Annotated in this window: 22 protein-coding genes; 7 read left to right on the top strand and 15 right to left on the bottom strand. The window is 66.0% G+C overall.

Going from position 1 to position 24582, the window contains the following annotated elements; translation table 11 throughout:
• Positions 1-39: 39 nt before the first annotated feature.
• The 11 genes from lpxD to rpsB all read right to left on the bottom strand — a co-directional run bounded on the left by lpxD (position 40) and on the right by rpsB (position 11745).
• A complete protein-coding gene (gene lpxD, locus KW845_RS23515) occupies positions 40-1134 on the bottom strand; it encodes a UDP-3-O-(3-hydroxymyristoyl)glucosamine N-acyltransferase (RefSeq protein ID WP_218371784.1) in 1095 nt (364 codons plus the stop codon).
• 17 nt (positions 1135-1151) lie between these two features.
• Entirely contained in the window at positions 1152-1712 is a 561-nt protein-coding gene (locus KW845_RS23510) for an OmpH family outer membrane protein (protein ID WP_218371783.1), read from the bottom strand.
• 112 nt (positions 1713-1824) lie between these two features.
• On the bottom strand, positions 1825-4155 hold the full coding sequence (gene bamA, locus KW845_RS23505; RefSeq protein ID WP_218371782.1) for an outer membrane protein assembly factor BamA: 2331 nt from the start codon (positions 4153-4155) through the stop codon (positions 1825-1827).
• A gap of 54 nt (positions 4156-4209) precedes the next feature.
• Positions 4210-5541, bottom strand: coding sequence for an RIP metalloprotease RseP (rseP, locus tag KW845_RS23500; protein ID WP_218371781.1), 1332 nt, complete (start codon positions 5539-5541; stop codon positions 4210-4212).
• 27 nt (positions 5542-5568) lie between these two features.
• Entirely contained in the window at positions 5569-6768 is a 1200-nt protein-coding gene (locus KW845_RS23495; RefSeq protein WP_218371780.1) for a 1-deoxy-D-xylulose-5-phosphate reductoisomerase, read from the bottom strand.
• Positions 6765-7622 carry a phosphatidate cytidylyltransferase gene (locus tag KW845_RS23490; protein WP_218371779.1) on the bottom strand — a complete coding sequence of 286 codons (858 nt, stop codon included), beginning with the start codon at positions 7620-7622 and terminating at the stop codon, positions 6765-6767. Before KW845_RS23490 ends, KW845_RS23495 begins: the two co-directional genes overlap by 4 nt.
• Positions 7623-7658: 36 nt before the next feature.
• Positions 7659-8423 carry a polyprenyl diphosphate synthase gene (gene uppS / locus KW845_RS23485; RefSeq protein WP_218371778.1) on the bottom strand — a complete coding sequence of 255 codons (765 nt, stop codon included), beginning with the start codon at positions 8421-8423 and terminating at the stop codon, positions 7659-7661.
• A gap of 136 nt (positions 8424-8559) precedes the next feature.
• On the bottom strand, positions 8560-9120 hold the full coding sequence (gene frr / locus KW845_RS23480) for a ribosome recycling factor (RefSeq protein WP_218371777.1): 561 nt from the start codon (positions 9118-9120) through the stop codon (positions 8560-8562).
• A gap of 15 nt (positions 9121-9135) precedes the next feature.
• Positions 9136-9852, bottom strand: a complete 717-nt coding sequence (gene pyrH / locus KW845_RS23475; RefSeq protein ID WP_218371776.1) for a UMP kinase — start codon at positions 9850-9852, stop codon at positions 9136-9138.
• Positions 9853-9946: 94 nt separating this feature from the next.
• Positions 9947-10825, bottom strand: a complete 879-nt coding sequence (tsf, locus tag KW845_RS23470; RefSeq protein ID WP_218371775.1) for a translation elongation factor Ts — start codon at positions 10823-10825, stop codon at positions 9947-9949.
• A 170-nt stretch (positions 10826-10995) separates the two neighbouring features.
• On the bottom strand, positions 10996-11745 hold the full coding sequence (rpsB, locus tag KW845_RS23465; RefSeq protein WP_218371774.1) for a 30S ribosomal protein S2: 750 nt from the start codon (positions 11743-11745) through the stop codon (positions 10996-10998).
• A gap of 412 nt (positions 11746-12157) precedes the next feature.
• Between rpsB and map the strand changes: the two genes are divergently transcribed.
• Both map and KW845_RS23455 read left to right on the top strand, forming a co-directional pair.
• Complete coding sequence (map, locus tag KW845_RS23460) at positions 12158-12979, top strand: type I methionyl aminopeptidase (RefSeq protein ID WP_218371773.1); 822 nt, start codon at positions 12158-12160, stop codon at positions 12977-12979.
• Positions 12980-12991: 12 nt separating this feature from the next.
• Positions 12992-15604, top strand: a complete 2613-nt coding sequence (locus tag KW845_RS23455) for a [protein-PII] uridylyltransferase (protein ID WP_218371772.1) — start codon at positions 12992-12994, stop codon at positions 15602-15604.
• A 22-nt stretch (positions 15605-15626) separates the two neighbouring features.
• Here KW845_RS23455 and KW845_RS23450 read toward each other — a convergent pair whose 3' ends face one another.
• The 3 genes from KW845_RS23450 to KW845_RS23440 form a co-directional block, all read right to left on the bottom strand.
• Positions 15627-17048, bottom strand: coding sequence for a dihydrolipoyl dehydrogenase (locus KW845_RS23450; protein ID WP_218371771.1), 1422 nt, complete (start codon positions 17046-17048; stop codon positions 15627-15629).
• Between the two features lie 110 nt (positions 17049-17158).
• Entirely contained in the window at positions 17159-17884 is a 726-nt protein-coding gene (locus tag KW845_RS23445; RefSeq protein WP_218371770.1) for a glutathione peroxidase, read from the bottom strand.
• 139 nt (positions 17885-18023) lie between these two features.
• Positions 18024-18227, bottom strand: coding sequence for a heavy-metal-associated domain-containing protein (locus KW845_RS23440; RefSeq protein ID WP_218371769.1), 204 nt, complete (start codon positions 18225-18227; stop codon positions 18024-18026).
• 151 nt (positions 18228-18378) lie between these two features.
• Here KW845_RS23440 and KW845_RS23435 point away from each other — a divergent pair, with 151 nt between their 5' ends.
• The gene (locus tag KW845_RS23435; RefSeq protein ID WP_218371768.1) at positions 18379-20655 is read left to right on the top strand and encodes a heavy metal translocating P-type ATPase; all 2277 of its coding nucleotides are present in this window, start codon (positions 18379-18381) and stop codon (positions 20653-20655) included.
• Positions 20652-21047 carry a Cu(I)-responsive transcriptional regulator gene (gene cueR / locus KW845_RS23430; protein ID WP_218371767.1) on the top strand — a complete coding sequence of 132 codons (396 nt, stop codon included), beginning with the start codon at positions 20652-20654 and terminating at the stop codon, positions 21045-21047. Before KW845_RS23435 ends, cueR begins: the two co-directional genes overlap by 4 nt.
• 19 nt (positions 21048-21066) lie before the next feature.
• On the opposite strand, the gene KW845_RS23425 is transcribed toward cueR, so the two are convergent.
• The gene (locus tag KW845_RS23425) at positions 21067-21729 is read right to left on the bottom strand and encodes a GntR family transcriptional regulator (RefSeq protein WP_218371766.1); all 663 of its coding nucleotides are present in this window, start codon (positions 21727-21729) and stop codon (positions 21067-21069) included.
• Between the two features lie 103 nt (positions 21730-21832).
• Between KW845_RS23425 and KW845_RS23420 the strand changes: the two genes are divergently transcribed.
• Genes KW845_RS23420 through KW845_RS23410 form a run of 3 tightly spaced genes read left to right on the top strand, consistent with a single transcriptional unit; the run spans position 21833 to position 24566 of the window.
• A complete protein-coding gene (locus KW845_RS23420) occupies positions 21833-22006 on the top strand; it encodes a hypothetical protein (protein ID WP_218371765.1) in 174 nt (57 codons plus the stop codon).
• Complete coding sequence (locus tag KW845_RS23415) at positions 22003-23361, top strand: amidase (RefSeq protein ID WP_218371764.1); 1359 nt, start codon at positions 22003-22005, stop codon at positions 23359-23361. Before KW845_RS23420 ends, KW845_RS23415 begins: the two co-directional genes overlap by 4 nt.
• Positions 23362-23369: 8 nt before the next feature.
• Entirely contained in the window at positions 23370-24566 is a 1197-nt protein-coding gene (locus KW845_RS23410) for a CaiB/BaiF CoA-transferase family protein (protein ID WP_218371763.1), read from the top strand.
• The last annotated feature ends 16 nt before the right edge of the window (positions 24567-24582 follow it).

The following is a 24582-nucleotide window of genomic DNA, read 5'->3' as shown; positions in this document are numbered from 1 at the left end:
TTGAATTATGTTGACGCACCGCCGCTTGCCGGCGGCGGGTCAGGCCTTTTCCAGCGTCCGCAGGCGGCGGCGCAGGTGCGACAGTTGTTGTATCACGGCGGCGTTGCGCTGCCATTGCCCGTGCTCGGCGTAAGGATACACGCCCGTATAGCGCCCCGGCTGCGAAATGCTGGAGGTTACGGCGGTACCGCCCGAGATATGGACATCGTCGGCCAGGGTCAGGTGGCCCGACAGCATGGCCGCCCCGCCTATCGTGCAGCGGGCGCCGATGACCGTGGAACCCGCCACGCCCACGCACGCCGCCATGGCGGTGTGCGCGCCGATGCGCACGTTGTGGCCCAGCATGATCTGGTTGTCGAGCTTGACGCCGTCGCCGATATCGGTGTCTTCGAGGGCGCCGCGGTCGATGGTGGTATTGGCACCGACCTCGACATCGTCGCCGATGCGTACACCGCCAAGCTGGGCGATCTTGCCCCAGGCGCCCTGCCCCAGCGTCGGGTCGGGTGCGAAGCCGAAGCCATCGGCACCCAGCACCACGCCGCTATGCAAGATGGCGCGCGCACCGATGCGCACATTGCCATACAAGGTGACGCGGGCATGCAGCAGGCAGTCGGGGCCCAGGCTGGAGCCGGGGCCGATAACGCATCCCGGGCCCAGCGTGCTGCCACGACCGACGCGCGCACCGGACTCCACCACGCAATGCGGGCCGATGCGGACGTCTTCTTCGATCATGGCGTCGGGCGCCACGACAGCCAGCGGATGGACGCTGGCCGGCAGCCTGGGCTGGCGCGCGGCGTCGAACCATTGCGCAAGCCGCGCATACAGCAGATAAGGATGGGGGCAGACCACCCGCGCGCAGGCGGGGGCCTTGGGGTCGTCGGCCAGCGCCTGGGCGGCGTCGGGCGTGACGATGACGGCAGCCGCCCGCGTACCCGCCAATTGGCTCTGGTAGCGCGGGTTGGTCAGGAAGCTGATTTCTTCGGCCCCGGCCGATGCCAGGGTGCCTATGCCGCGGATCCGGGGCAGCACGGCGCCCGGAACCGCTTCGATACGCCAGTCCAGGCCCTGCGTATTGGCGGCAGCCAGCAAGTCATCCAGGGCCGGCGCGCGGGCGAGATCCAGCAGGATCGGCATGCGTACGGCGCCTGCGCTTACTTACCGAGAGCCTGGATCACCTTGTCGGTGATGTCGACGCGCGGATTGACGGTAACCGCATCCTGGACGATCAGGTCGTAGTTTTCCTGCTCGGCAATGCGCTTGATGGCCTGGTTGGCCTTGGTCACGATGGAAGAAAACTCTTCGTTGCGACGGCGATTGAAGTCTTCCTGGAACTCGCGGCGCTTGCGCTGCAGTTCGGTGTCCATGCGCGACAGATCGCGTTGGCGATTGACGCGGTCGGATTCCGACAGCACCGGCGCGTCTTTGTCGAACTTCTCAGCCTGGGCACGCAGGCCGTTGCTCAGGCGCTGGAGCTCGTCGTCGCGCTTCTTGAATTCGGATTCGATCTTGCTTTGCGCAGCCTTGGCCGGCCCCGATTCACGCAGGATGCGCTCGGTGTTCACGAAGCCGATCTTGGTGCCTTGTGCGTGCGCCGGCAGCGCTACGACGGAACCCAGGAGCAGCGCACCCGCCAAGGCCAGCGTACCGCGCAGTTTGCCGACGCGTTTGACGCGCGTAGGACTCGAGGTGTTGAGTGCGAAATCAGACATCATGAAAATCTCACCTTCCAATGAGGTAAAGCAAAACCGATATTGTGCCACTAAACGGGCAAAATCCCGGCGCGCGGCGCCTTGCCCGTGTGATCAGGCGTAACCGTCACGGCGGCTAGAAGCCCGTGCCGATCTGGAACTGGAAACTCTGGCGGTCGTCGCCCGACTTGGCATTGAGCGGCCGCGCGTACGACAGCTGCAGCGGACCCAGGGGCGACTGCCACGACAGGCCGATACCGGCCGAGTAGCGCCAGCCGCAGGGGTCTTCGACCTCGTTGCCCGGCTCGCCGGCGGTACATTTCATGCCGCTGCCGGCAGCCACCTGGCCAGCGTCGGCGAACACGAACCAGCGCAGGGTACGGTCTTTCGAAGCCCCCGGGAACGGCAGGTAGAGCTGCGCGTTGGCCACGATACGCCGCGAGCCGCCCAGGTAGTCGCCGGTAAGCGAATCGCGCGGACCCAGCGAGGCGCCGTCGTAACCGCGCACCGTACCGATGCCGCCGGCATACACGTTCTTGATGACCGGGTAGTCCAGGCTGCCATAGCTGCGGCCGTAATCGATCATGCCGTTGAGCGCCAGCGTATAGCTGCGGCCCAGCGGGATGTAGTACTGCTGCTGGGCGGTCAGCAGATAGTACTTCAGGTCCATGGTCGAGAAATCGCCCTTCAGGCGGGTGTACGAACCCTTGGTGGGCGCCAGGCCGCTGTCGCGCGTGTCTTTCGACCAACCGGCGTTAAAGATGAACGCATTGGTGCTGTCGCCGTACTGGTCGACGAATTCGCGATAGGCCAGCGGCGAGTTGTTGTACAGGTCGATCTGGTTGCGCTCGAACGTGCCGCCCAGGAAGATGCGGTCGTACTCGGAAATCGGTACGCCGAAGTTCATGCCCAGGCCCATGGCCTTGACGCGGTAGTCGCCGTCGTTGTTGTCCCAGGGCTCGGTAACGCGGTAGTACGCCGACGTCGTGCGGCTGATGCCGTCTTTGGTGAAGTACGGGTCGGTGTGGGACAGCACGGCCGCGCGGTTGGTCTTGCTGGTGTTGAACTGCAGCGTCAGGTTGGTGCCGCTGCCGAACACGTTGTCTTCGCTGATACCGGCCGACAGGATGGCCTTCTCGGACGAGCCGTAGCCCACGCCCAGGTTGATCATGCCGGTGGGTTTTTCTTTCACGTCGACGTTGACGTCGACCTGGTCGGGCGAGCCCGGCACCGGGTCGGTGGCGACGTTGACTTCACTGAAGTACCCCAGGCGGTCGATACGGTCGCGCGAGACTTTCAGGTCGCCCGAGTCGTACCACGCGGACTCTTCCTGGCGCATTTCACGGCGCACGACTTCATCGCGGGTGCGCGTGTTGCCGCCGATCTGGATGCGGCGCACGTAGACACGGCGGCTGGGATCGACGTAGAACGTGACGTCGGCCTCGTGCTTGGCGCGGTCGAGCGTGGGGTTCGGGTTGACGTTGGCAAACGCGTAGCCCAGTTCGCCCAGATAGTCGGTAATGGCCTTGGCGGAATCGTTGGCCTGCGCGGCCGAGAACGTTTCGCCTTCCTTGACCTGCACCCGGTTGTTGATTTCCTTGTCCAGGCCCAGCAGGTTGCCGGCCAGCTTGACGCTGCGTACCTTGTAGGGCTCGCCCTCGTGCAGCGTGACCGTGATGTAGATGTCTTTGCGATCGGGCGAGATGGTGACTTGCGGAGGCTCGACCGAGAATTCCAGGTAGCCTTGGTCCAGGTAGAACGAACGCAGGCGCTCCATGTCGCCCTCGAGCTTTTCGCGCGAGTACTTGTCGGTGTTGGTATACCAGGTCAGCCAGCCGGGCGTGGTCAGGTCGAACAAGTCGAGCAGTTCGCTTTCCGAGAACGCCTTGTTGCCCACGACGCTGATCTGGCGAATTTTGGCGACCTCGCCTTCGAACACGTCGAAGCTCACGCCGACGCGATTGCGCGGCAGCGGCGTGACGGTGGAGGTGACCTCGACGCCGTACTTGCCCTTGCCCAGATACTGCTCTTTGAGTTCGAACTCGGCCCGTTCGAGCATGGACTGATCGAAGATGCGCCCTTCGCCAAAGCCCACCTGCATCAGCGACTTGGTGATGGCCTTGGAATCGAACTCGCGCATGCCGCTGAACGTGACGGACGCGATGGTCGGGCGTTCTTGCACCACCACCACCACGACGTCGTTGTCGGTTTCGATCCTGACGTCGCTGAAGAAGCCCGTGCCGTACAGCCGGCGCACGGCCTCGGTAGCCTCGGCATCGGTGAATTGCTCGCCGACCTTGACCGGGATGTACCCGAAGACGGTGCCGGCGTCAGTGCGCTGAATGCCTTCTACGCGGATATCCCGCACGACAAAAGGGTCGAACGCATGAGCCAGGGCCGGCAAGAGCAGCGCGGCGAGCAGGCTCGGCATGACGCCCTTTTTGTGATGAAACATCCGAAAAGACATGTCCTTGGCTATCCTAGGTCGAGCAAATGGCGGAGGATTTTATTCGATCGCCGGTCAAGTGAACAGACGGGCGAAATCGTTGAACAGCGCCAGTCCCATCAGCCCCGCAAGCAAGCCGATGCCGGCACGCTGCCCGATATCGATCCATCGGTCGGGCGGCGGACTGCCGCGCACAATTTCGACGAGATAGTACAGCAGATGCCCACCGTCCAGCATGGGAATCGGCAACAGGTTCAGAACGCCCAGGCTGATGCTGATCAGGGCCAGATAGGCCACGTAGGCCGCAATGCCTATGCGTGCGGTTTGGCCTGCATAGTCGGCGATAGTGACGGGACCGCTGATGTTGCGCCAGGAAACCTCGCCGGTCACCATGCGCCCCATCATGCGCAGCGACAGCCAGGCGGTGTCCCAGGTGCGCACCGTTGCGCGCCCAATACTCTCGAACAGACCGTAACGGACCGTCACCATGGGCAGGTCGCCGCCCAGTTGCACGCCAATGCGGCCGATGGTCTGCCCCTGCACGGTTTCCGCCCGCGGCACCACCGTCAGCGACACGGGGGTGCCGTCGCGCAGCAGCGTCAGTGCCAGCGGCTGGCCGGCATGCTGCTGGATGATATTTACCAGTTGGCCGGTGTCCGGCTCGGGGGTATCGCCCACGCGGACGATGCGGTCGCCCTGGAGCAGACCGGCGTGTTCGCCCTCGCCGCCGGCCACTACCTCGCGTACGACGGGCTTGGGCTGGGCCAGGCGCAGCCCGGTATCGGCCAGCGGGTCGCCCTGTGCGGGGTCCATGCGGTTGCCAGGCACCTGCAGCGAGCGCTGCTGCGTTGCGCCATCGGCGGCGCGCACGTCGACCTGCGCCTGGCCGCCGGTGGACAGTACGTCCAGCAAGCGCCAGCGTGCGTCGTTCCAGGAGGCTACCTGGCGGCCATCGATGGCCAGGATGCGGTCGCCGCCCTGGAAGCCGGCCTGCTCGGCCGGCGTGCCGGCCGCCGGCGGGCTGAGCACCGCGGCGGGTTCCTGGGTACCGGCCAGGTTCAGGCCGGCATACAGCATGATGGCCAGCGCCAAGTTGAATAGCGGCCCCGCCGCCACGATGGCGATGCGCCGCCCCACCGGCTGGGTATTGAACGACTGCGCGGCCTCGGCACGCGAGGCGCCGGCTGGCGGGTCGTCTTGCATCTTGACGTAGCCGCCCAGGGGAATGGCCGAAACCGCCCACTCGGTGCCATGGCGATCGATGCGGCGCAGCAGCACCTTGCCGAATCCTACGGAAAAACGCAGGACGCGCACGCCGCACAGGCGGGCCACCCAGTAATGGCCCAACTCATGGAACGTAATGAGTATGCCCAGGGCGACGATAAAGGCAAGCAGGGTGAAAAGCATGGATCGATGTCAGAGGGCGTGGCCGGTTCAGGCCAGGCCGAGATTGCCCGCATAGGCGCGCGCTGCGGCATCCAGTGCCAGAACGTCGGCCAGGTTGTCGAGCGTAACAGAAGACTGACGCTGCTGCCATTCGAGCGCGGCCGTGATTACCCGCGGGATCCAGGTGTAACGCAGCCGGCCGGACAGGAACGCTTCAACCGCCACCTCGTTGGCGGCGTTCAGCGTCACGCAGGCGGCCTGCCCCGCCCGCAGGGCGTCGAACGCCAGCTGCAGGCACGGGAAACGCTGCATATCGGGGGTTTCGAATTCCAGCTTGCCCCAGCGGGCCAGGTCCAGCGGCCCTACCCCGCTGTCCAGGCGTTCGGGAAACCCGAGGCCGTACGAGATGGGGGTACGCATGTCGGGCTGGCCCAGTTGCGCCAGCACCGAACCGTCTTCGTACTCGACCATCGAATGCACCACGCTCTGAGGATGGATCAGTACCTCGATGCGGTCGGCCGGCATGGCAAACAGCCAATGCGCCTCGATGACCTCGAGCCCCTTGTTCAGCATGGTGGCCGAGTCGACCGAGATCTTGCGCCCCATGCTCCAGTTGGGATGGGCACAGGCCTGGTCGGGCGTGACATCGTGCAGGTCTTGCGGCGCCTGGCGCCGGAACGGGCCGCCCGAGGCCGTCAACAGCAGGCGGCGCACGCCGCGCGCCGGTTCGCGGGGCGCGGCGGCGCGCTCGCCGTGCGGCATGCACTGGAAAATGGCATTGTGCTCGCTGTCGATAGGCAGCAATTCGGCACCGTGCTCACGCACGGCACGCATGAACAAGCCGCCGGCGGCCACCAGGGCTTCTTTGTTGGCCAGCAGCACACGCTTGCCGGATTGCGCCGCGGCCAAGGCAGCCGGCAGGCCGGCAGCCCCCACGATGGCGGCCATGACCGTGTCGCAACCGGTGTCGGCGGCCGTGTCGGCCAACGCCTGGGCCCCGACGCGTACTTCGGGCAGCGTACGCCCTGCGGGCCAGGCAGCCAAAAAGCGGCCGCGCGCGGCCTGGTCAGGCACGACCACCACCGCGGCCGCGCTGGCGGCAGCCTGTTCGGCCAGCCGTTCCATCCGGCTGTGGGCGGACAAGGCAAACACCGCCAGGCGCTCGGGGTGGCGGGCGATGACGTCCAAGGTGCTTTCCCCGATGGAACCGGTGGAGCCCAGGACAGCAACGCGTTGGAAACGACTCAAGACAAGACTCCAGACAGCAGCAAGGCAAACGGCGCGACAGGCAGGATGGCGTCGATGCGGTCGTAGACCCCGCCATGGCCCGGCAGGAGCGCGCTGGAATCCTTGCGGCCGGCCCGGCGCTTGAGCAAGGACTCGAACAGATCGCCCACGATGGATATGGCGCCCAGGAGCGCCGCCGCCGGCAGCGCCAGCCAAAGGGAACCGCGCTCGACCAGGGCATGGCCGAAGCTGCCCGTCCACAGGCTGGACAGCCAGACCCAGGCCACCGCGGCCAGAATGCCGGCCACGGCGCCGGCGATGGTCTTGCCCGGGCTGACCCTGGGGGCCAGTTTACGCTTGCCGAACGCCCGGCCCGCAAAATAGGCCGAGATATCGGCTACCCACACCAACGCCAGCAGCGACACCACGAACCAGCCGCCCCGTGCCATGAACATCAGCGCCAGTACCGACCAGGCTGCCAGGACGGCCGGCACGCTGAACAGCGACCAGGCCAGGCTGGCCGGCGCGGCATCGGCACGACCCCGGACGACGGCGGTCGGGACGGCCAGCAGCCATACCAGCGCCACCGCCGGCACCAGCCAGCGCACCACGGCAGCCTGCAAGGCGGCCGCGGCGGGGTGGGACGACAACCAGGCCCAGGTCAGCCAGAGCATGACAGCCAGCAGCACGGCAGCAAGGCCTACGCATAGCGCGCGCGATGGCGGCTGAGGCACGGTAAGGCGCAGCCATTCCCAGCAGGCGCAAGCCGCGCCCGCGGCCAGCAAGGCCACGAACCACCAGGGATTGCTCGATGCCAGGGCGGCTGCCAACACGGCCAGCAAGACGACAGCGGTAAGGACGCGTTGGCCGAGCATGGGGAGTCTCCGGTGATTCAGGGCCTGTGGAAGGGCCTAGCGTGCGGTATCGCCGCGCAGTTGTGCGCTGGTGCGCCCGAAGCGACGCTCGCGGGTGCGATACCACTCGAATGCGGCATCGAGTTCGGCCGCGCCAAAGTCGGGCCAGTAATGGTCGGTGAAATACAGCTCGGCGTAGGCCAACTGCCAGATCAGGAAATTGGAAATGCGCTGTTCACCCCCGGTGCGGATGAACAGGTCGGGCTCGGGCGCCCAGGCCATCGACAGATGTTCTGCCAGGTGCGCCTCGTTGATGCCCTGGGGATCGCGCGCGAGTTCCGGGTGTTGGTTGAGCATGGCGCGCGCGGCCTGCAGGATGTCCCAGCGCCCGCCGTAGTTGGCCGCCACCGACAAGTGCAGGCGGTCGTTGTGCGCGGTACGCGCCTGGGCGTCGGCGATCAGTGCCTGCAGGCGCGGCTCGAAGCGCGACATATCGCCCACCACGTGCAGCCGCACACCTTGTTCGTTGAGCTTGTCGACCTCGCGCTCGAGCGCCTGCACGAACAGGCGCATCAGCAACGAGACTTCTTCGGGGGGGCGGCGCCAATTCTCGGAGCTGAACGCGAACAGCGTCAGGTAGCGCACGCCGCGCCGCCCGCAGGCCTCGACCACGCGCCGTACGGCCTGCACACCCTTGGCGTGGCCCGCTGTGCGCGGCAAGTGCCGGCGCGTTGCCCAGCGGCCGTTGCCGTCCATGATGATGGCGACGTGCTGGGGAACGGCCTGGGTGGCGGGGATCGCCTGGGTAGAACTGATAGCCATGAGCAAGAAGCGTCGTGCCGGGAAAGCCCGTGCGGGCCGGGGGACCCAAAGAACTGCGCCGCCTTGCCGCCACCGCGCTGGTCAGGCTAGCAGCGGTACGGCACGGGCGGCGCGCGGAATCGGTACCTGGCCCCGATTATACGGTCATGATTTCCGCTTCTTTCTGGGTAATGAGCTTGTCGATCTCGGTCACGTTGCGGTCGGTGAGCTTCTGGATGTCGTCTTGCGCGCGGCGCTCGTCGTCTTCCGAGATGTCTTTGTCCTTGACCAGCTTCTTGAGCGATTCGTTGGCTTCGCGGCGCAAGTTGCGTACCGCGATCTTGGCGTCTTCGCCCTCGCCCTTGACCACTTTGGTCAGGTCGCGGCGGCGCTCTTCGGTCAAGGCAGGCATCGGCACGCGGATCGTTTCGCCCATGTTCATGGGGTTCAGGCCCAGGTCGGATTCGCGTATGGCTTTCTCGATGGCCGCGGCCATGGGCTTTTCGTAGGGCTGGACGCTGATGGTGCGCGCGTCGACCAGGTTCACGTTGGCAACCTGGCTCACGGGCACCGGCGAACCGTAGTATTCGACCTGGACGTGGTCCAGGATGCCCGTGTGGGCGCGGCCGGTACGGATCTTGGACAAGTTGAGCTTCAACGTGTCAAGCGACTTGGCCATCCTGGTTTCGGCGGATTTACGGATTTCTGCGACGCTCATGAGGATTTCCTTTGCTTAAACGTGTACCAGAGTGCCTTCGTCTTCGCCGCTGACTGCGCGCTTGAGCGCGCCGGACTTGTTGATCGAAAACACCTTGATGGGCAATTTCTGGTCGCGGCACAACGCAAACGCGGTGGCGTCCATGACTTCGAGCCGGCGCACGATGGCTTCATCGAAGCTGATGCGCGCATAGCGCGTGGCCGTGGGGTCTTTGTTGGGGTCGGCGCTGTAGATGCCATCGACCTTGGTGGCCTTGAGCACGATCTCGGCACCGATCTCGGCCCCGCGCAGCGCGGCCGCCGTATCGGTGGTGAAGAACGGGTTGCCCGTGCCCGCCGCGAAAATGACGACCTTGCCTTCTTCCAGGTAGCGCAGCGCCTTGGGGCGGATGTAAGGCTCGACCACCTGGTCGATATTCAGCGCGGACTGCACGCGGGTATCGACACCTTTGTGTTTCAGGGCATCTTGCAAGGCCAGGGCGTTCATGATGGTAGCCATCATACCCATGTAGTCGGCCGTGGCGCGGTCCATGCCCTGCGCGCCGGGAGCGACGCCGCGGAAGATATTGCCGCCACCGATGACGATGGCCAGTTGCACGCCCAGCGCGACCACTTCGGCAATTTCATCGGTCATGCGCACGATGGTGCTGCGATTGATGCCAAAGGCATCTTCACCCATCAGCGCCTCGCCGGAAAGTTTGAGAAGAACCCGTTTGTATGATCTGCTGCTCATAGGTGATGCCCCAGGGAACGATCCGACGAAAGTGTAAGACAAGAAATAGGGCCGGACTAGTGTTTATCTAGCCGGCCCCGGGTACCACGACCGCTCAGGCGCGACCGGCGGCAGCAGCGGCGACTTCGGCGGCGAAGTCGCTGGTTTTCTTCTCGATGCCCTCGCCCACGACGAACAGCACGAATTTGCTGATCGACGCGTTCTTTTCCTTGAGCATCTGTTCGACCGTTTGCTTGTCGTTCTTGACGAAGGGCTGCGACAGCAGCGTGACTTCCTTCAGGAACTTCTGCACCGAACCTTCGACCATCTTGGCGACGATCTCGGCGGGCTTGCCCGATTCGGCGGCCTTTTGCTCGGCGACCGAGCGTTCGGCGGCGATATCGGCGGCCGGCACGCCGTCGGCATTCAACGCCTTGGGCTTGGTGGCCGCGATGTGCATGGCCAGGTCCTTGCCGATTTCTTCGGCGCCAGCGTATTCGACCAGCACGCCGATCTTGCCGCCGTGCACGTAGCTGGCCAGGGCGTTGGCGGTTTCGATGCGCTCGAAGCGGCGTACCGAGATGTTCTCGCCGATCTTGCCGACCAGCGCGGTACGGGTGGTTTCTACCGTGCCCTCGCCCAGCGGCAGCGCCGACAGCGCAGCCACGTCGGCGGGCTTCTGCGTGGCGACCAGTTCGGCCAGCTTGTTGATGAAGGCGACGAAATCGTCGTTCTTGGCCACGAAGTCGGTTTCGCAGTTGACCTCGATCACGGCGCCTTGCTTGGCGTCGGGCGAGATATACAGGCCGATCAGGCCTTCGGCGGTGACGCGCGCGGCAGCCTTGCTGGCCTTGTTGCCCAGCTTGACGCGCAGGATTTCCTCGGCGCGGGCCAGGTCGCCTTCGGCTTCGGTCAGGGCTTTCTTGCACTCCATCATGGGCGCGTCGGTCTTTTCGCGCAGTTCCTTGACGAGGGCGGCGGTAATTTCAGCCATGATTGCTCCAGTTTCGCTAAGACATGCCCCGGCAGCAGCCGGGACACATGGATTGATTCGACAAGACGCCCGCACGGGCGGGCCATGAGACGGGAGCCCGTCTCGAGACTTCCGGCCGGCATGGCCGCGGGGCGCTATCGCCCGCCGCGGCCTGCCTGCCGGATCGGGCTTCAGCCCTGGTTGTCCTGCACTTCGACGAACTCTTCCGAACCTTCGGCGACCTCTTCGACCGGGCCGTTCCGGTTTTGCTCGCGGCCTTCCAGCACGGCGTCGGCGATACCCTTGACGTACAGGGCGATGGCCTTGGCCGAGTCGTCGTTACCGGGGATGACGTAGTCGATGCCGTCGGGCGAGTGGTTGGTATCGACCACGGCCACGACCGGGATGCCCAGCGTGCGGGCTTCGGCGATGGCGATCTTGTGGTAGCCGACGTCGATCACGAACAGCGCGTCGGGCAGGCCGTTCATGTCTTTGATGCCGCCGATGGACTTGTTCAGCTTGTCGAGTTCGCGCTCGAACAGCAGGCCTTCTTTCTTGATCATGCGTTCGGCACCGCCTTCGGCGACGACCGCTTCCATGTCTTTGAGGCGCTTGACCGAGGTCTTGACCGTCTTGAAGTTGGTCAGCATGCCGCCGAGCCAGCGGGCGTCGACAAAGGGCATGCCGCAACGGGCGGCTTCGATGGCAACCAGTTCACGGGCGGCGCGCTTGGTGCCGACGAACAGGATGTTGCCGCCGCGGGCGGTCAGCTGCTTCACGAACTTGGTGGCTTCCTGGTACTTGGCCACCGTCTGTTCGAGGTTGATGATGTGGATCTTGTTGCGATGGCCGAAAATATACGGGGCCATCTTGGGATTCCAGTAGCGGGTCTGGTGACCGAAGTGGACGCCAGCTTCCAGCATTTCGCGCATAAGGGACATGAAGTTCTCCGAGGGTTGGTTCTTGCGCTACACCTGTACCGGCCCATGCATGGCATGGCCGACACCCTGGGTGGCGTAGCACGCGATTTCCTGATATCAGGATGAAACAAGCCCGAAACCCGGTCGGCCGATCGCAAAGCAGTGGCGAACCCCTGCGGCGAACAAACCCAGACGGCCGTGGCGGCCGAGGCTCTACAATGCAATGACGCCAGTAGTAGCCCCGTGCCGCGGGCGTAAGCCTGAAAACACATCTCTTGCACCAGCAATTTCACCAGATCATTCGCCAAATATTCAGCATATTCAACGATATTCGGATGAAACCGCCCGCAAGGAATGCACTTGGGCTTTGCCCCCGGTTTTTAGGCAAGCCTATAATTCTACTATTTTTCCACCCAGTTACTCAAGCCAATACATGGGCATAGTCACCAACCCCGCCGATCTCGACAAGATGCGCGCCGCCTGCCAGGACGCCGCGAAGATCCTTGATTTCATTACTCCCTACGTCAAGCCTGGCGTCACCACCGGTGAACTCGACCGCTTGTGCCTGGAATACCTGACCGACGAACTCAAGGTGAAATCGGCCACGGTGGGCTATGCGCCGCCGGGCTACCCCCCCTTTCCCGGCGCCATCTGTACCTCGGTGAATCACCAGGTCTGCCACGGCATTCCGGGCGACAAGGTGCTGAAAAACGGGGACGCGCTCAATATCGACGTCACCATCATCAAGGATGGCTGGTTCGGCGATACCAGCCGCATGTACCACGCGGGCGAACCGTCGATCCAGTCGCGCCGCCTGGCCGAGATCACATTCGAATGCATGTGGAAAGGCATCCAGCAGGTGCGTAATGGCGCCACCCTGGGCGATGTGGGCAATGCCATCCAGAAGCATGCCGAATCCAGTGGCTATTCGGTGGTGCGCGAGTTCTGTGGCCATGGCATCGGCCAGCGCTTTCACGAAGACCCCCAGGTCCTGCACTATGGCAAGCCAGGCAGCGGCGTGCCCCTGACCACGGGCATGATTTTCACCATCGAGCCCATGATCAACGCCGGCCGCCGCGAAATCCGCCAACTGGCCGACGGCTGGACGGTAGTCACGCGCGACCATAGCCTGTCGGCGCAATGGGAACACACCATCTGCGTGACCGATACCGGCTATGAAGTATTGACCTTGTCGCCGGGCGTGCGCCAGCCGCCGGCATTCGTGACCGAGCCCCTGGTCCTGCCCGCGGCCTGAACCGCCCAGCTTATGAGCCCCGCCGCCCCGCCCTCGCTGCCCGACCTGCGCCGGCGGCTGCAGCTTGCCCGCGGCGAGGCCATCGCCCAGTTCCGCCAGCATCGGCGCCCCGACACCCTGCTGTCGGAATTGCGGCGGATTGTCGACCAGGCCTTGCGCGACCTGCTCAAGCTGCATCCCCTGCCCGCTGGTGCCACCCTGGCCGCAGTGGGCGGATACGGGCGCGGCGAGCTCTACCCGCATTCCGACGTCGATCTGCTGATCTTGCTGCCGCACGCGCCGGTATCCCGGGATGCCGAGGCCATCGAGACGCTGGTGGCCGCCTTGTGGGACCTGGGCCTGGAGCCCGGCCATAGTGTGCGCACACTGGCCGATTGCGAACAAGAAGCCCAGGCCGATATCACCGTCGAAACCGCCCTGCTGGAATCGCGCTGGCTGGCGGGCAGCCGCCCCCTGATGAAGCAGTTCGAGGCCGTCATCCAGGCCCAACTGGATGTCCCGGCCTTCTTCCAGGCCAAGCGCGTCGAAATGCAGCAGCGCCACGCCCGCTACCAGGACACGCCCTACGCGCTGGAGCCCAATTGCAAAGAATCGCCCGGCGGGCTGCGCGACCTGCAGGTCATCCTGTGGATGGCGCGCGCCGCCGGCTTCGGCTGCAACTGGCGCGAAGTGGCCCAGGCCGGCCTGCTGACGCCGTCCGAGGCGCGCGACCTGCGCCGCGCCGAACAGGCATTCAAGCGGCTGCGCATCGAGCTGCACTTGCTGACGGGCCGCCGCGAAGACCGCGTCCTGTTCGACCTGCAGCCGGGCCTTGCCGAGGTCTACGGCATCCAGGCCACGGCCACCCGGCGCAGCAGCGAATTGCTGATGCAGCGCTATTACTGGGCGGCGCGCCTGGTGACGCAATTGAACGCCATATTGGTGCCGAGCATCGAAGAACGGCTGTACCCGCGGCCCGACACCGACGCGCGCGACATCGACGACGAACTACGCAACCTGCGCGGGCGGCTGGATATCGTGCGCGACGATGCCTTCGAACGCAATCCCACCCTGCTGCTGCGTGCCTTCCTGGTGATGCAGCAGCATGCCGAACTGACCGGCATGTCGCCGCGCACCTTGCGCGCCATCTGGCACTCGCGCCATCGCATCGACGCGCAGTTCCGGCGCAATCCGGTCAATCGCCGACTGTTCCTGCAGATCCTGCAGCAGCCGCGCGGCATCGTGCACGAGCTGCGCCGCATGACCATGCTGAACATCCTGCCCCGCTACCTGCCGGTGTTTCGCCGCATTGTCGGGCAGATGCAGCACGACCTGTTCCATGTGTACACGGTCGACCAGCACACGCTGGCCGTGGTGCGCAATATCAGGCGCTTCACCATGCCCGAGCATGCGCAGGAATATCCGCTGGCCAGCCAACTGGTCGCCAACCTGGAGCGTCACTGGCTGCTGTACGTGGCGGCGTTGTTCCACGACATTGCCAAGGGGCGCGGTGGCGACCATTCCGAACTGGGCGCGCGTGAAGTCCGCCGCTTCGCCCACGAGCACGGCCTGGACCCCGAAGACGCTGAGCTGGTCGAATTCCTGGTGCGCCAGCACTTGCTGATGTCGGCCGTCGCGCAAAAGCGCGACTTGTCCGACCCGGGCGTCATCAAGGAATTCGCGGCCACGGTGCGCGACGAGCGTCGCCTGACGGCGCTGTACCTGCTGACCGTGGCCGATATCCGTGGCACCAGCCCCAAGGTCTGGAACGCCTGGAAAGGCAAGCTGCTGGAAGACCTGTACCGCCTGACGCTGGCCGCGCTGGGCGGCTCGCCCGCCGATACGCATACGGTGCTGACCGAGCGCAAGGAAGAAGCCGCGCGCCTGACCCGCCTGGTGGGCCTGCGCGACGACGCGCGCGCAGCCTTCTGGAACGAGCTGGACGTTGCCTATTTCCTGCGCCACGATGCGTCGGATATTGCCTGGCATACCCGCCACCTGTATTACCAGGTGGCCCCGGACGGCCCGGTGGTGCGTGCACGCCCCACCGAACAAGGCGAAGGCCTGCAGATCATGGTGTACACGCGCGATGTACCCGAACTGGTGGTGGCCATCTGCGCCTATTTCGATGCCAAGTCGCTGGGCATCCAGGATGCCCGCGTCCACACTACGCGGCACGGCTGGGCACTGGACAGTTTCATCGTGCTGCTGCCCGAAGGCAGCACCGACCTGCGGGCCCAGGCCACCCTGGTCGAACACGAGCTGGCGCAACGCCTGCGCGACCCCCAGGGCACGGCCACGGCCCGTGGGACGTACGGCGCCCCCGCGCGGCGGCGACAGTCGCGCATCTCCAGGGCCTTTCCGGTCATGCCGCAAGCCGAACTGCAGCCCGACGAACGCAGCCAATCATGGCGGCTGTCGGTGACCGCCACCGACCGCCCCGGCTTGCTGCATGCCTTGACCCGTGTCTTTGCCGAGCATGGCGTCAGTGTCAGCATGGCCAAGATCATGACACTGGGCGATCGGGTCGAAGACGTGTTCATCCTGACCGGATCGGCGCTGGAACGGCCACGCAGCCAGATGCAGTTCGAACGCGCCGTGCTCGGCGCGCTGGCCGGCGACGAATCGCGGCAACAGGCGGCCTGATCCGGGCCGCGCGGCGCCTGGGCTACGCCGCGGCCCGAAGCCGCGGACTGCCGGCCTGCTGCAGGCGGGCGGCCGCATCGCGCAGCGCGGTGCGCAGGCCCTCTTCCACGACCGGATGGTAGAACGGCATGTCGAGCATCTGCGCGATCGTCAGCTCTTGCTGCACGGCCCAGGCCAGCAGGTGGCCGATGTGCTCGGCCGACGGGCCGACCATTTCCGCGCCCAGGAACCGGCCCGTTGCGATATCGGCATACACATGCAGCATGCCCTTATTCTTCAACATCACGCGCGAGCGGCCCTGATCGCCGAAATCGACTTCCCCGATCACGACGCCATCTTGCGGCAGCCGCGCATAAGGCGTGCCCACCAGCGCAATCTGCGGATCGGAAAACACGACCGCCAGCGCCGCGCGCCGCAATCCAGCCCGCACATCCGGGAAACGCGCGGCATTCATGCCGGCAATACGGCCTTCGTCGGCAGCCTCGTGCAAGAGCGGTGCATCGGCGTTGGCATCGCCGGCGACGAAAATCGGCGCATCGCCGGCCTGCAGGGTGCTGCGGTCGAACTCAGGCACGCCGCGGGCATCGCGTGCCAGGCTGGTGTGGTGCAGGTCCAGCCGGTCGACGTTGGGGCGCCGCCCGGTGGCCACCAGCGCGTAATCGAAACGTTCGGTGCGCTCGGTATTGTCCAGCGCCACGTAGCGCACCTCGACCTGGTCGCCGATGCGGGCGGTGGACAGTACGCGCGCATCCGGATCCAGGTAGAACTCGTCCTGGAAGCTGCGGCGCGCGCGCTGGCGCACTGCCGGATCGCTCAGGCCGCCCAGGCTGCCGCTGACCCCGAATACCCGCACCCGTACGCCCAGCCGCGCCAGCGCCTGGCCCAGTTCAAGGCCGATGACGCCCGGGCCGAACACGGCCACGCTGCGCGGCAGGTCTTGCCAATTGAATACATCGTCGTTGACCACCAGGCGATCGCCCAGCGCCTCGAACGACGGCGGCACCGACGGCCGCGAACCGGTGGCAATGACGACGCTGCCGGCACGCACCTCGATGCGGTCGTCCACGCGCAGCACCGTATCCGATACGAAGCGCGCGTAGCCGGCCAGCTTGTCTGCGGCGGGAATGTTCTCGACGCCCTCGAGCACAAATCCCACGAATCGGTCACGCTCGCTGCGCACGCGCGCCATGACTTCGCGGCCGTCCACGCGTATGGCGCCCTCGACGTGCACGCCGAACGGGGCCGCGTGCGCAACGCCATGCGCGGCCTCGGCGGCAGCGATCAGCAACTTGGAAGGCATGCAGCCCACGCGGGCGCAAGTGGTGCCGTACGGGCCGCCCTCGATCAGCAAGGCACGCTTGCCGGCGGCGCGCGCCGCACGATAGGCCGCCAGGCCGGCCGTGCCGGCGCCGATAATGGCAATGTCGGTGTGCAGAATATCCATGACTGTCCCATGCAATGCTGGCGCCGCGCATCATGCGGCCGCGTGACTCGATCGGGGACGCCGCGGAACCGGCTTTGCCGGTCCGCCACGCCGCGCTTCGGGGGTGGGCCTCACAAGTAGGATTTCAGGTCTTCCAGGCCGCCGATCAGGGCGCCGTTGATGAACACCTGCGGGGCCGTGCCCTTGCCCGAGACCGCGCCGATGACTCGGCCACGCACCTTGTGTTCCAGCGGGATCTCGATCGGGTCGTAGCCCTTGTCGGCCAGCAAGGCCTTGGCTTCGACGCAGAACGGGCAGCCGGGCTTGGAGAACACCACCACCTGGTCGGGCTTTTTGGCCTGCGGGGCGATGTGGGCCAGCATGGTGTCGGCATCCGACACTTCGAACGGGTCGCCTTCCTTTTGCGGCTCGATGAACATCTTCTGGATCACGCCGTCTTTCACCAGCATCGAATAGCGCCAGCTGCGCTTGCCAAAGCCGAGATCGCGCTTGTCGACCAGCATGCCCATGCCTTCGGTGAACTCGCCATTGCCATCGGGCAACAACGTGATGTTGGCCGATTCCTGGTCTTTCGCCCACTCGTTCATGACGAACGTGTCATTGACCGACACGCACACGATGGCATCCACGCCCTCGGCACGGAATGCCTGCGCCAGTTCGTTGTAGCGCGGCAGGTGGGTGGACGAGCAGGTGGGCGTGAAAGCACCGGGCAGCGAGAAAACCACCACAGTCTTGTTCTTGAACAGGTCATCGGTAGTGACCTGTTTCCAGTCATTGTCCTGGCGGACGGGGAAGGTCACGTTGGGGACCCGTTGGCCTTCGCGATTCTGCAGCATTCGATCATCTCCTGAAGTGGTTGCCTGGCCTTGCGACCATGTAGAGATGATAAATAATTACTATCAATATATCAAATATAATTATTTAAATTAATTGATAGCCTGGGTCAATCAGGAACGCGCCGCCTCGCGCCAGCGATCAGGCCACCGGTTGTGCATCGTAGCCCGCCTGGACGATGGCGGCACGCACGACATCGGCCTCGGAAGCGTTCTCGACCGTGACGCGGCGGGCGGACAGGTCGGCCGTGACGCGGGCGCCTGGCACTGCCTGCTGCACGGCCTGGGTGATCGTGCTGACGCAATGGCCGCAAGACATATCGGGAACGCTGAACTGAATGGACATGAGGACTCCTGAAGGTAAATGACTGCGCGGATTGCACATTGGAATTTAGCTTAAACCTTCCCATGATGGGAAAGTCAAGCCTACAATAGGCCTTGACCTTCCCATCATGTCAAGGATGAAACTCGCCATATATTCCTTGCCGGAGCGCAGCATGAACGCCGCCTTTCCTACCCAGACCGAACTTGCCATTGAAGGCATGACTTGCGCCTCGTGCGTCAAGCGCGTCGAAAAAGCCCTGGCCGCCGTACCGGGCGTCAGCACGGCCAGTGTCAACCTGGCCACCGAAAGCGCCCGGGTAGACCACGACGGCGGCACCGACGCGCAGGCACTGGCGGCCGCCGTGGCGCGTATCGGGTATGCGGCCCATCCCATCGCCGCCCAGGACGGCCACGAAGCGCGCCAGGAACAGGCGCGCGCCGACGAAGCCCGCGGCCTGCGCCGCGCGTTCGTCATCGCCCTGGTATTGACCCTGCCCGTGTTTGCGCTGGAAATGGGCGCGCACGCTTTTCCTGCCGTGCACCACTGGGTGGACTCCCGGCTGGGCCTGCGCAATAGCTGGCTGCTGCAATGCGTGCTGACCACCGCTGTGCTGGCCTGGCCCGGCCGGGCGTTTTTCCGCAAGGGCCTGGTGGCGCTGTGGCGGCGCGCGCCCGAGATGAATTCGCTGGTCGCGGTAGGGGCCGGCGCGGCCTGGGCGTACTCGGTGGCTGCCACGTTCGCCCCGCAATGGCTGCCCGAGAATGCGCGGCACGTCTATTACGAAGCGGCCGCGGTCATTGTGACGCTGATCTTGCTGGGCCGCATGCTGGAAGCCCGCGCCAAGGGGCGCACCAGCGCCGCCATCAAGCGGCTGATCGGCCTGCAGCCCCGCACCGCACGCGTGATGCGCGACGGCCATGCCCAGGACGTGCCCATCGAAGCAGTGCGGCTGGGCGAACACGTGATGGTGCGCCCCGGCGAAAAGATACCCGTCGACGGCGACATCATCGAAGGCAGTTCGTATGTCGACGAATCGATGCTGACAGGCGAACCCATGCCCGTGGACAAACGCGTCGGCATGCGCGCCACCGGCGGCACGCTGAATACCTCGGGCAGCTTCACCCTGCGTGTCACGCATACCGGCGCCGACACCATGCTGGCCCGCATCATCCGGATGGTGCAGGCGGCCCAGGGCGCCAAGCTGCCCATCCAGGCACTGGTGGACCAGGTCACGGCATGGTTCGTACCTGCCGTCATGGCCATCGCGCTGCTGACGTTCGCCGCCTGGCTGGCCTGGGGGCCCGCGCCCGCCCTGCCCCACGCGCTCGTCAATGCCGTGGCCGTGCTCATCATCGCGTGCCCGTGCGCCATGGGCCTGGCCACGCCGACCTCGATCATGGTGGGCACCGGGCGCGCCGCCGACCTGGGCGTCCTGTTTCGCCAGGGGGATGCGCTGCAAGCGCTGCGCCATGTCGATATCGTGGCATTCGACAAGACCGGTACGCTGACCCTGGGCAAGCCCGCGCTGACCGACCTGGAGGCCGCACCCGGCTTCGAAGGCGACCAGGTGCTGGGCTGGTTGGCCGCGGTGCAGCAAAGGTCCGAGCACCCCATCGCCCATGCCATCGTGGCGGCGGCACGAGAACGGAACTTGCCCATACCGCCCGCCGAAGCCTTCCAGGCCATCACCGGCGCAGGCGTGCAAGCCGTGGTGGCGGGCCACCGCATCATGGCCGGAGCAGCCCGCCTGATGGCCCGCCATGGCGTCGACCTGACGGGCTTCGGCGATCGCGCCGCGGCCTGGGGCACAGCCGGCAAGACCCCGGTATACGTCGCCGTGGACGGCCGTGCCGCCGCCATGGTGGCGGTCAGCGATCCGCTCAAGCCTTCGGCCGCCGGCGCCATCGAGGCCCTGCATGGGCTCGGCATCAAGACAGCCATGATCACGGGCGACAACGAACACACGGCACGCGGCGTGGCGCGGCAACTGGGCATCGACGAAGTGCGCGCCGAAGTGCTGCCCGACGGCAAAGTGGCGGCCATCGACGCATTGCGCAGCGGCGGACGCCGGCTGGCCTTCGTGGGCGACGGCATCAACGACGCGCCCGCGCTGGCGGCGGCCGATGTGGGCATCGCCATCGGCACTGGCACCGACGTGGCCATCGAGACAGCGTCGGTCGTACTGATGGCCGACGACTTGTCCGGCGTGCCCAATGCCATCGGCGTAAGCCGCGCCACCTTGGCCAATATCCGCCAGAACCTGTTCTGGGCATTCGCCTACAACGTTGCCCTGATCCCGGTAGCCGCCGGCGCGCTGTATCCGGCCTTCGGCGTGCTGCTGTCGCCGATGTTCGCGGCGGCGGCCATGGCGCTGTCCAGCGTGTTCGTGCTGGGCAACGCGCTGCGGCTGCGCACGTACCGCCCCGCTGGCAAGGAGGCCTGGCGATGAACATTGGACAAGCTGCCCGGACGTCGGGCATATCGGCCAAGATGATCCGCTATTACGAAAGCATAGGCCTGATCGGGCCGGCCACGCGCACCGAGGCCGGCTACCGCGTGTACAGCGAAAGCGACCTGCACACCTTGCGCTTCGTGCGCCGCGCGCGCGACCTGGGGTTCTCGGTGGAACAGATGCACGAGTTGCTGGCGCTGTGGCGCGACCGCGGCCGCGCCAGCGCCGACGTCAAGCGCATTGCGCTCGGCCATGTGGAAGGCCTGGAGCGCAAGGCCGCCGAGCTGCAGCAGATGGCCGACAGCCTGAGGCACCTGGCGCGCCATTGCCACGGCGATAACCGCCCCGATTGCCCCATTATCGAAGAGCTGGGCGGCGGCACGGGCTGAACGCACCGGTGCCGGCCGTTCAGGACTTGACCATCGACTTCGGCAGATTGATCAGGAAATCGGCCAGGCCCCGGGCCCCTTGCGCCAGGCTGATATGCCGCATCATCATTTGATGCGCACGTTCGGGGTCATTGGCCAGGATGGCCTCGACCAATTCACCATGCTGCTCATATGAGGCACGCACCCGGCCCACTGCAATGAAGGCATGGCGCAGATAGGCCCCCGTGCGTGCGCGCAGGGCCAGCAACTGCTCGCGCAAGTACGGGTTGCGGCAGCCGTGATAAAGCACTTCGTGAAAGGCGTGGTTGGCTTCCCGCCAGGCCTGCGCGTCATCGGCCCTGGCAATGGACGCCGCTTCGCGATGCACACGAGCCAGCTCTTGCCGTTCTTCGGTGGTCATGCGCTGGCAGGCCATGCGCGTGCATACGCCCTCCATCTCGGCCATCAGTTCCCAGATGGCCAGCAGCTCTTGCACATCCATGCGCGCCACCACCATGCCATTGCGCGGCTGGCTGTCCAGCATGCCCTGCACCTTGAGCTGCAGCAGCGCCTCGCGCACGGGAGTGCGCGACACCTGGTAGCGTGCCGCCAACTCCTGCTCGTCGATCGCGTCTCCTGGCAGCAGCACCCCGTTGCGGATGTCGTGCTCCAGCGTAAGGCGTATCCGTTCGCTGACCTTCATGCGTCCCACACAAGAAAATAAAAAAGGGTTTGCATAAAATTATCCGTTCTTTTATAAATATATTTATAGCAGCACAAAATAATACACCAAGGGGTATTTGAGTATGCAAAAGCCGCCGTCTGGCCAGACAGGCCGCAGCAGCATGGAAGCGTCGCCCGACACCGCGGCCATCCAGGCGCTGTTGCAGCGCGCCGGTATCGCCGCCACCGAAGCCGAGGTCCGGACGGTGGCGAAGATGCTGGCACGACTGGCCCCGCCCGCCGAGACCCGGGCATGACGCCGGCCGGGCTGCCTGACACGATCGATGGCCTGCGGCGCCTGCTTGCGGGCGCCGAATTGAGCGTGGACGAGGCGATCGACCGGCAGCAGCGCGCCTTTGCCGCCGACACCAGCCATTGCACCGTCAGCCTGCTGGGCGGCGCGCCCGCCGCGGACCGGTCGCTGCCGCTGGCTGGCGTGGGCCTGGCGCACAAAGACATCTACACCCTGCCCGGGCGCGTGCCGGAGTGCGGCGCCGGCCGCCCATGGCCGGATTCGCCGCCGGTGGCCGCGACGGTGATCAGGCGACTGCAAACCGCCGGCAGCACCCCGCTGGCCGCGCTGGCCATGGCCGAGCATGCCTGCGGGGCTACCGGCGAGAATCCCCGCTACCCGCTGCCGATCAACCCGATCGATCCGGCAGCCGCAGTCGGCGGCTCGTCCAGCGGCTCGGCAGTTGCCGTGGCCCGCGGGCTTTGCTACGGCTCGCTGGGCACCGATACGGCAGGCTCGGTGCGCATCCCGGCGGCGACTTGCGGTGTGCTGGGCCTGAAGCCCACGCGGGACCTGCTGCCCCGCGACGGGGTCGCTCCCCTGGCGCCGTCGCTGGATACCGTAGGCATCATGGCCCGCACCGCCACCGACGCGCTGGCGCTGCTGCGGGCGGTAAACCCCGCCGCCGGCCCCATCGGTTCAGCGCCGGCGCCGCGAAGCTGGCGCATCGCCACCTGCTGGAACCACCCCGACCCCGCGGTGCAGGCCGACACCGCCATCCTGGATGCACTGGACGGTTACGCGGGCGAATGCACCGCGCGCGGGCAGCGCCGCGAGCACCGCCTGGGCCGGCTGCCCGAATGGACGCGGCTGGCGCAAACCTTGCTGTATGCCGAAGCGGCCACCAGCCACGCAGCGGCGCTGCGCGGCAAGGCGGCTGCGCTATCGCCTTTGCCGCGCACGCTGGCACTGGCCGGCGCCGCCCTGCCCGCGGCCTGGCACGCCCAGGCCATGCGCCTGCGCGCGGGTCATACGGACGCTTTCCTGGCCGATGTACTGGAAGACTGCGACGTGCTGCTGACTCCGGCGCTACCGCGCGGCCTACCCGATTGGACCGAGGTCATCACAACGTCACCGCACTTTGCGCCGCGCCGCCTGCTCGACCTGTTCTGCTGGCTGTCGTTTGTGAATTACCTGGGCCTGCCGGCCATTGTGTTCCCGGTTGCCCAGGGGGCCGACGGGCGTCCAGTCAGCGTACAGGCCATTGCGCGCCCCGGCGCGGAAGACTTGCTGCTGGCGCTGGCCCGCCAGGCTGAACACAGCCGTTTCGGCGCATCGGGCTACACCGGAATGCGTCCTGCTTTTCCATCAGGAGGTTGAACCGCATCATGCCATCGCTCTCTGCCTCGCCCGCGCTGCGCCGTTTCCGTGTGCTGGACTTGTCCCGCGTGCGCGCGGGCCCCACCTGCGTGCGCATGCTGGCCGATTTCGGCGCGGACGTCATCCGCATCGAGCCGCCCCCCGGCATCGACCCGAACGAAGCCATGTTCGCGGCAGACCGCTGGAGCGGCGACTTCCAGAACCTGAACCGCAACAAGCGGTCGCTGACGCTGAACCTGAAAAAGCCCGAAGGCCTGGCGGTGCTCAAGCGCCTGGTTGCCGGCGCCGATGTGGTGGTCGAGAACTGGCGGCCCGATGTCAAGGCCCGGCTGGGCGTCGACTACGAGGCGCTGCGCGCCTTGAACCCGCGCATCATCCTGGCCAGCATCTCGGGGTTCGGCCAGTCGGGCCCCTACGCCAGCCGTCCGGGTTTCGACCAGATCGTGCAGGGCATGGGCGGGCTGATGTCGGTAACCGGCCTGCCAGGCCAGGGGCCGGTGCGGGCCGGCCTGGCCGTGGCGGATTCGAGCACCGGACTGTATGCCGCGATCGGCATCCTGACCGCCCTGCTCGAGCGCGAAGTATCCGGCCAGGGCCAGTGGGTGCACGCATCGCTGTTGCATGCCCAGGTGGCCATGATGGATTTCCAGGCCGCACGCTACTTGAACGACGGCGATATCCCCAGGCAGGAAGGCAACGATCATCCCACCAGCAGCCCGATGGGATTGTTCCAGGCCAGCGACGGCCCATTCAACCTGGGCGCATCCGGCGAGGGCAACTGGAAGCGATTCTGCGAGGCGCTGGGCCGGCCCGGCTGGCTGGCCGATCCGGACTATGCCACCGAGAAGCTGCGTGTCAGCCACCGCCAGCGACTGAACCAGGAGATCCAGGATGTCTTCATGACTGCAACGGTGGCGCATTGGGTCGAACTGCTCAATGCGGCCGGCGTGCCGGCCGGGCCGGTGTACACGGTGCCGCAAATGTTCGAAGACGCCCAGATACGCCACCTGGGCGCCGCGCGACGCTGCGATGCCTGGCAAGGAGGCGAGCGCACCATGGTCACGCAGCCCGTCACACTCGAGCGCACCCCGGCCGACATTGCCCGCACGGCGCCCGGATGGGGCGAACACACCGACGAGGTATTGCGCGAAGCGGGCTATGGCGAGAACGACATACGCCGCCTGCGCGACGCGGGCGCGATCTGAACAACGACCACGAGCA

This window comes from Bordetella sp. BOR01 (assembly GCF_019218885.1).
Lineage (GTDB): Bacteria > Pseudomonadota > Gammaproteobacteria > Burkholderiales > Burkholderiaceae_B > Bordetella_A.
Note: the sequence above shows the minus strand (reverse complement) of the source record. Positions and strands in the feature narration are given on the sequence as shown.

Excerpts from the sequence above, each read along its gene's own strand:
- rpsB (WP_218371774.1), bottom strand. The coding sequence starts at position 11,745 with ATGTCCCTTATGCGCGAAATGCTGGAAGCTGGCGTCCACTTCGGTCAC.
- KW845_RS23415 (WP_218371764.1), top strand. The coding sequence starts at position 22,003 with ATGACGCCGGCCGGGCTGCCTGACACGATCGATGGCCTGCGGCGCCTG.
- tsf (WP_218371775.1), bottom strand. The coding sequence starts at position 10,825 with ATGGCTGAAATTACCGCCGCCCTCGTCAAGGAACTGCGCGAAAAGACC.
- bamA (WP_218371782.1), bottom strand. The coding sequence starts at position 4,155 with ATGTCTTTTCGGATGTTTCATCACAAAAAGGGCGTCATGCCGAGCCTG.
- rseP (WP_218371781.1), bottom strand. The coding sequence starts at position 5,541 with ATGCTTTTCACCCTGCTTGCCTTTATCGTCGCCCTGGGCATACTCATT.
- lpxD (WP_218371784.1), bottom strand. The coding sequence starts at position 1,134 with ATGCCGATCCTGCTGGATCTCGCCCGCGCGCCGGCCCTGGATGACTTG.
- KW845_RS23435 (WP_218371768.1), top strand. The coding sequence starts at position 18,379 with ATGAACGCCGCCTTTCCTACCCAGACCGAACTTGCCATTGAAGGCATG.
- uppS (WP_218371778.1), bottom strand. The coding sequence starts at position 8,423 with ATGGCTATCAGTTCTACCCAGGCGATCCCCGCCACCCAGGCCGTTCCC.
- KW845_RS23425 (WP_218371766.1), bottom strand. The coding sequence starts at position 21,729 with ATGAAGGTCAGCGAACGGATACGCCTTACGCTGGAGCACGACATCCGC.
- KW845_RS23510 (WP_218371783.1), bottom strand. The coding sequence starts at position 1,712 with ATGATGTCTGATTTCGCACTCAACACCTCGAGTCCTACGCGCGTCAAA.
- KW845_RS23450 (WP_218371771.1), bottom strand. The coding sequence starts at position 17,048 with ATGGATATTCTGCACACCGACATTGCCATTATCGGCGCCGGCACGGCC.
- KW845_RS23420 (WP_218371765.1), top strand. The coding sequence starts at position 21,833 with ATGCAAAAGCCGCCGTCTGGCCAGACAGGCCGCAGCAGCATGGAAGCG.
- KW845_RS23490 (WP_218371779.1), bottom strand. The coding sequence starts at position 7,622 with ATGCTCGGCCAACGCGTCCTTACCGCTGTCGTCTTGCTGGCCGTGTTG.
- KW845_RS23455 (WP_218371772.1), top strand. The coding sequence starts at position 12,992 with ATGAGCCCCGCCGCCCCGCCCTCGCTGCCCGACCTGCGCCGGCGGCTG.
- KW845_RS23440 (WP_218371769.1), bottom strand. The coding sequence starts at position 18,227 with ATGTCCATTCAGTTCAGCGTTCCCGATATGTCTTGCGGCCATTGCGTC.
- cueR (WP_218371767.1), top strand. The coding sequence starts at position 20,652 with ATGAACATTGGACAAGCTGCCCGGACGTCGGGCATATCGGCCAAGATG.
- pyrH (WP_218371776.1), bottom strand. The coding sequence starts at position 9,852 with ATGAGCAGCAGATCATACAAACGGGTTCTTCTCAAACTTTCCGGCGAG.
- KW845_RS23410 (WP_218371763.1), top strand. The coding sequence starts at position 23,370 with ATGCCATCGCTCTCTGCCTCGCCCGCGCTGCGCCGTTTCCGTGTGCTG.
- frr (WP_218371777.1), bottom strand. The coding sequence starts at position 9,120 with ATGAGCGTCGCAGAAATCCGTAAATCCGCCGAAACCAGGATGGCCAAG.
- map (WP_218371773.1), top strand. The coding sequence starts at position 12,158 with ATGGGCATAGTCACCAACCCCGCCGATCTCGACAAGATGCGCGCCGCC.
- KW845_RS23445 (WP_218371770.1), bottom strand. The coding sequence starts at position 17,884 with ATGCTGCAGAATCGCGAAGGCCAACGGGTCCCCAACGTGACCTTCCCC.